The sequence below is a fragment of the Longimicrobium sp. genome (assembly GCA_036387335.1).
GTDB lineage: Bacteria > Gemmatimonadota > Gemmatimonadetes > Longimicrobiales > Longimicrobiaceae > Longimicrobium.
Genome location: DASVTZ010000131.1, coordinates 1 through 5,003, shown reverse-complemented (window position 1 = coordinate 5,003; position 5,003 = coordinate 1). Strand labels below are relative to the sequence as shown.

Annotated in this window: 7 protein-coding genes; 4 read left to right on the top strand and 3 right to left on the bottom strand. The window is 69.8% G+C overall.

The genetic code is table 11. The features are described from left to right. Positions 1–516: transcription termination factor Rho (locus tag VF647_12320; protein HEX8452877.1), on the top strand; the 516-nt coding region annotated here is incomplete at its 5' end. Positions 517–689: 173 nt separating this feature from the next. Here the strand turns inward: VF647_12320 and VF647_12315 are convergent. Then, on the bottom strand, positions 690–1,232 hold the full coding sequence (locus VF647_12315; protein ID HEX8452876.1) for a superoxide dismutase family protein: 543 nt from the start codon (positions 1,230–1,232) through the stop codon (positions 690–692). Between the two features lie 203 nt (positions 1,233–1,435). On the opposite strand from VF647_12315, the gene VF647_12310 reads away from it, so the two are divergent. The 3 genes from VF647_12310 to VF647_12300 all read left to right on the top strand — a co-directional run bounded on the left by VF647_12310 (position 1,436) and on the right by VF647_12300 (position 3,275). Further along, positions 1,436–2,278, top strand: coding sequence for a neutral zinc metallopeptidase (locus VF647_12310; GenBank protein HEX8452875.1), 843 nt, complete (start codon positions 1,436–1,438; stop codon positions 2,276–2,278). A gap of 141 nt (positions 2,279–2,419) precedes the next feature. Then, a complete protein-coding gene (locus VF647_12305) occupies positions 2,420–2,785 on the top strand; it encodes a metalloregulator ArsR/SmtB family transcription factor (protein ID HEX8452874.1) in 366 nt (121 codons plus the stop codon). A gap of 4 nt (positions 2,786–2,789) precedes the next feature. Next, positions 2,790–3,275: an SRPBCC domain-containing protein gene (locus tag VF647_12300; protein HEX8452873.1), complete on the top strand. Its 486-nt coding sequence runs from the start codon at positions 2,790–2,792 to the stop codon at positions 3,273–3,275. Positions 3,276–3,319: 44 nt separating this feature from the next. Here VF647_12300 and VF647_12295 read toward each other — a convergent pair whose 3' ends face one another. Continuing rightward, positions 3,320–4,402 carry a sodium-dependent bicarbonate transport family permease gene (locus VF647_12295; protein ID HEX8452872.1) on the bottom strand — a complete coding sequence of 361 codons (1,083 nt, stop codon included), beginning with the start codon at positions 4,400–4,402 and terminating at the stop codon, positions 3,320–3,322. A gap of 375 nt (positions 4,403–4,777) precedes the next feature. Then, on the bottom strand, positions 4,778–5,003 hold a 226-nt coding region (locus tag VF647_12290; protein HEX8452871.1), incomplete at its 5' end, for a hypothetical protein.

The following is a 5,003-nucleotide window of genomic DNA, read 5'->3' as shown; positions in this document are numbered from 1 at the left end:
GAAAAGGCCAAGCGGCTGGTCGAGCATAAGCGCGACGTGGTGATCCTGCTGGACTCGCTCACCCGCCTGGCGCGCGCCTACAACACCAGCGAGCGCGGCACGGGCCGCATGCTCTCGGGCGGCATCGACAGCGGCGCGCTGGAGAAGCCGAAGCGCTTCTTCGGCTCGGCGCGCAAGGTGCGCGGGGGCACGGGGAGCCTCACCATCATCGCCACCGCCCTCATCGACACGGGGAGCCGCGGCGACGAGGTGATCTTTGAGGAGTTCAAGGGCACCGGCAACTCGGAGATCGTGCTGGACCGCGAGCTGGCGGACCGCCGCATCTACCCGGCGATCAACGTGGAGCGCAGCTCCACCCGCCGCGAGGACCTGATCCTGCCGCCGGAGTCGCTGGACAAGGTGCACCAGCTGCGCCGCGCCCTGCACTCCCTTCCGCCGCCAGAGGCGCTGGAGCTGCTCCTCAAGCAGATGAACGACACCAAGACCAACGCCGAGCTCCTGGGCAAGCTGCGCTGACCCAGCGGCACATCTGCTGGATCACAAGGGGCGGGCGCCGACACCGGCGCCCGCCCCTTTGTTCTGTTCATCCCCCAAGATCCCATTGGCCTCACGCAAAGGCGCGAAGACGCGAAGAAGAGCGCTCTAAGCTTTCTTTGCGTCTTCGCGCCTTTGCGTGAGATTGCTGTTCGTTACTGCACCGGTGCCGCCACGACGGCGCAGGCGATGCGGGCGCCCGAGTTGCCGGACGGATCGGTGCGCTGGTCGTCGGTGCCGGCATGCACGATGAAGGCGGTACCGTTGGCGTCGAAGATCGGCGCCTGCCCCGGCGTCAGCGAGCCGGCGATGGTCGCTTCGAGCGTGCCGCGCCCGTCCGCGCCGACCACGAGGTTGGGGAGGTCGCCGAGGTGCGGGCCGTTGGGGTTGCTCAGGCCGTGCTGGCGGCCCGTGGGGTTCAGGTGGCCCCCGGCGGTCGTGAAGGCCGGCCCTTCGCAGAGGCCCGCTTCGTGGAAGTGCACGCCGTGCGTTCCGGCCGGCAGCCCCGTGGACGCGACCTGCACCTGCACGCTGGTGCCGCGTTGAACGAGGGTCAGCGTCCCCATGGCCGCGCCCTGCGCATTGTACAGCGGCGCGGTGAACTGGCGCGGCCGCACCTCCTCCTGCGTGGTCCCCTGGCCGGCCGGCGCGCACGCCCCCAGCGCCAGCACCGCCGCGATCCAAACCGTATTCCTCATCCGACCCTCCATGGCAGGTAGTCCGGCCGCCACGCGGCGGCCCGGGCGCCCCCCTGCCGCAAGCTTCGTGCGCCGCGCGGCGCCGGCCACCGCAAAGGTGCACAAGAACCACGGAAAACGCACCCCCGCGCGTGTCTAGCACCTGCCTTGCATTGCGATACGGTTTCCCGGTGGCGCACGACGGAGCGAAAGCGAGGAGCGATATGCGCTGGCAAGGCGGAAGGCAGAGCAGCAACGTGGAAGACCGCCGCGGCATCGGCGGCGTCGCGGTCGGCGGCGGGATCGGGACGGTGATCATCGCGCTCGTGGTGATGCTGATGGGCGGCGATCCCGGCACCGTCCTCCAGCAGGCGCCCGCGGCGGGAGGACCGCCCCCGGGCGGCCAGCCGGGCGCCCCTCCCGCCAACGACGAGGCGCGGCAGTTCGTCGGCGCCGTCCTGGCCGACACGGAGGACACCTGGAACCCCATCTTCCAGCAGATGGGGCGCGACTACGTGGAGCCGCGCCTGGTGCTCTTCACCGGCGTCCAGCAGACCGCGTGCGGCACCGGCCAGTCGGCGATGGGCCCCTTCTACTGCCCCGGCGACCAGAAGGTGTACATCGACCTCGCGTTCTACGACGACCTGGCGCGCATGTCCGGCGCGCGGGGCGACAACGACTTCGCGCAGGCGTACGTGATCGCGCACGAGGTGGGGCACCACGTGCAGCACCAGCTCGGCATCGCGGACCGGGTGGACGCCGCGCAGCGCGGCGCCCGCGAAGAGGAGGCCAACGCCCTCTCCGTGCGCCTGGAGCTGCAGGCGGACTGCTTCGCCGGCGTGTGGGGCAACAAGACCAGGCTCCAGCTCGAGGCCGGCGACGTGGAGGAGGCCCTCGCCGCCGCCACCGCCATCGGCGACGACCGGCTGCAGCAGAAGAGCCAGGGGCGCATCGTGCCGGAATCGTTCACGCACGGCTCCTCCGCCCAGCGCGTCCGCTGGTTCCGCCGCGGCCTCGACAGCGGCGACTACCGCCAGTGCGACACCTTCACGGCGGACCAGCTGTAGCCACGCTGGCAAAGGCCGTCTGGGCGGAATCGAAGGGCCCTCGGCGCAACGCGCCGGGGGCCCTTTTCGGCCTGCGGGTAGACCATCGTTCTTCGCGGCCCCCTTGCATGCCGCGCACGTTTGAGTTAAATACTGCACCATATGGTTCAGTATCGAACGACCCGTCTTGATTCTTCGTTCGCCGCGCTCTCCGACGCCACGCGGCGTGGCGTGCTGGAGCAGCTCGGACGAGCCGACGCTTCGATCACGGAGCTCGCCGATAAGTTCCGCATGACGCTCACGGGCATGAAGAAGCACGTCGGCGTTCTGGAGCAGGCGGGGCTCGTTACCACGAAGAAGATCGGGCGCGTGCGGATGTGCCAGTTGGGCCCGCGCCGGCTGGAGGAAGAGACGGCGTGGATCGAGACGTACCGCCAGCGCTGGGACGAACGCTTCGACGAGCTGGACGTGGTCGTCGAGGAACTGACACGCAAGGAGAAGAGCGATGAACGCGAGAACCGAAAGTAGCCCCGTGAAGAACCGCACCGTGGTGGAACGGACATCGGACCGCGAGGTGGTCGTCACGCGGACCGTCAACGGCCCGGCCCGCATCGTGTTCGAGGCATTTGCCAGGGCGGAGCTGCTCCAGCGCTGGTGGGTGCCCAGGTCGATGGGAATGACACTGCTGTCCTGCGAAGTGGATGCTCGTGTCGGAGGCAAGTACCGGTTGGTATTCGACTACGGCGGCCCTGAGCCTGCCGCGTTTTTCGGCACGTATGTCGAAGTGGAGCCGTATTCGCGCCTCGCGTGGACCAATGAAGAAGGCGGCGAGAGCGGACCTGTCACCACGGTGACCTTCGAGGAAGAGGGCGGCAAGACGCTGGTGGTCCTGCGCGAGGTCTATCCTTCGAAGGAAGCGCTCGACGCTGCCGGCACCGGAGCAGCCGATGCGATGGTCGAGACGTTCGATCAGCTGGACGAGCTTCTCGTCGTCCTGGGTGAGAGCTCGAGTCAGTAGCTGAGACGCCGGTCTCACGGTCGTCGTCCTTCTGCTCCTCACGATCAGGCCGGGCTCGAGCGCACCTCGATTACCCGGCCGCCGCGCCCACGCCGCGGGAGGACGACGAGCGCCGCGGCCAGCAGCGCGAGCGCGAGGAGCGGGAGCGGGACCCCGGCGTGCGAGCGCGACCACTGCGCCGCGGCGTGGCAGAGCGGGATTCCCACGGCGAGGTTGAAGGGGAAGGTGATCCCCAGCGAGGCGGTGAGGTAGAGGCCCGGGTTTGCCTCCGGGAGCGCCACGCGCACGGCGGCGGGCGCGGCGATGTACGACGCGCTCGCCGCCAGCACGCCCAGCACCGTGCTGCCCCCGAGCGACAGCCCCACCGCGGTCCCCGCCCACGCTCCCAGCACGCCGTTCAGCACCGGCATTCCCACGCCGAAGAGCACGAGGAAGACCCCGGCCGTGCGCACCTCGCGCAGGCGCCTGGCGGCCACCATCCCCAGCTCGAGCAGAAAGAGCACGAGCACGCCCTGGAACGGGTCCACGAAGACGGGGGCGACCCTGGCCAGCCCCGCCGCCCCGCTCGCGGCGCCGATGGCGAGGCCGCCGGCCAGAAGCACGATGCTGCGCCCGGCGAGCACCTCGTGGAGCACCGGGCCCCACCCCTGGCGGCTTCCGCCGCCGGCCACCCGCGCCATCACCATGGCCACGGCGATCGCCGGCACCTCCATGAGCGCCACCAGGGCAGGGAGGAAGCCTTCGTACTCCGTCCCCGCCGCGTCCAGGAAGGCGAGCGCCGCCACGAAGGTCACCACCGACACGGACCCGTAGTGCGCCGCCAGCGCCGCCGAATCCGGCACCCCCAGCCGCCCGAAGCGCCGGGCCGTCGCGTAGGCCCAGAACGGGATGGCGCACCCGAGGGCCAGCGCGGCCGCCGCCGGCATCCATATCTCGTCCAGCGGCGTCTTCGCCAGCGCCGCCCCGCCCTTGAGTCCGATGGCGAGCAAGAGGTAGATGGAGAGCGCCGTGTACATCCCTTCAGGGATCTTGAGGTCGCTGCGCACCCACACGGCCACCGCGCCCAGCAGAAACGCGAGCACCACGGGGCTGAGGAGGTTCGTCTGGACGAGATCGAGGCCGGTCATTCGAGAGTGCGTGAGTGCGTGAGTGCGTGAGTGCGTGAGTGCGTGAGTGCGTGAGTGCGTAAGTGCCTAGTGCCGAGTGCCGAGTGCCGAGTGCCGAGTGCCGAGTGCCCACCTCGGTTTTCCACCCATCTTGTCATCCTGAGCGAGCCGCCCCCACGAATCCCCGCAGGGCTCCCGATGCTTGCGCGGCGAGCGAAGGATCTAGCCGGCGAAGCAGGAGGTCGGCGTCGTGACACCAATCCCCTCGGAACGCGCAGTAGATCCTTCGCTCCGCGCCACAGGGCGGGGCACGGGCGAGGACAGTGAGGCGCGTCGCTCAGGATGACAACGGGGGGGCGACAAAGGAGGGGTCCCCATTCCCCATTCCCCATTCCCCTACGAGCGCGCCGGCACCGCACCAGGCTTCCCACCAGCGCCCCCGGCCCTGCGCGCGACCCGGAACGACACCGCGATGGAGCCACCGATCAGGGCGGCGATCACCCCCAGCGACACGCCGATGGGGATCTTGAAGACGTCGATCAGCATCATCTTGGCGCCCACGAACACCAGCACCCCGCTCAGGCCGTACTTGAGGTACGCGAACCTGTGCATCACCCCCGCG